We start from the raw sequence: 707 nt of genomic DNA, 5'->3' as shown, positions 1-707 counted from the left end.
CAGCTTGTGGCCATCTGCCGGGGCATGGCGGCCCGGGCCAGGCTGCTGTTCATGGATGAGCCCACGGCCTCGCTCACGCGTGCCGAGGTCGATGCGCTGCTGGCCGTGGTGCGCCGGCTCCAGGCCGATGGCATGGCCATCGTCTTCGTGAGCCACAAGCTGGACGAGGTCATGGAGATCGCCGACCGCGTCACCGTGCTGCGCGACGGGCGCAAGCTGGGCACCTGGCCCGCCGCGCAACTGTCGGGCCGGCAACTGGCCACGCTGATGACCGGGCAGGAAGTGGATGAGCGACTGCATGCGCGCGACATGTCCGCCGCGCCCGCGCTGCTGGAAGTGCGCGGCCTGGGCCGCGACGGCGACTACGAGGACGTGAGCTTCGATGTGCGCGCGGGCGAGATCCTGGGCCTGACCGGGCTGCTGGGCGCAGGCCGCACCGAGCTGGCCCTGGGCCTGTTCGGCATGCGCCGGCCCGACCGCGGCAGCATCCGCCTGGGCGGCGGCACGCTGGCGCTGCGCAGCAACCGCGACGCCATGGCGGCGGGCATTGCCTATGTGCCGGAGGACCGCCAGTCCATCGGCCTGAACCTGCGCCAGTCCGTGCAGGACAACCTGGTGCTGGCCATGCTGCCGCGCCTGTCCGGCCCGCTAGGCTGGCTGCCCGCCCGCCGCCGCGCCGCCACCGCAGCCCAGTGGCGCGACCGCCT

At 73.4% G+C, this 707-nt stretch carries 1 protein-coding gene; it reads left to right on the top strand.

Annotated features, from left to right (window positions below; all coding sequences use genetic code 11):
* Positions 1-51: 51 nt before the first annotated feature.
* A partial coding sequence (locus L995_RS10280) for an ATP-binding cassette domain-containing protein (RefSeq protein WP_231574403.1) occupies positions 52-707 on the top strand: 656 nt, incomplete at its 3' end.

Origin of the sequence: Delftia sp. ZNC0008, assembly GCF_000799035.1 — a bacterium.
Classification (GTDB): Bacteria; Pseudomonadota; Gammaproteobacteria; order Burkholderiales; family Burkholderiaceae_C; genus Comamonas; species Comamonas tsuruhatensis.
This window is presented reverse-complemented; position numbering and strand designations above follow the sequence as displayed.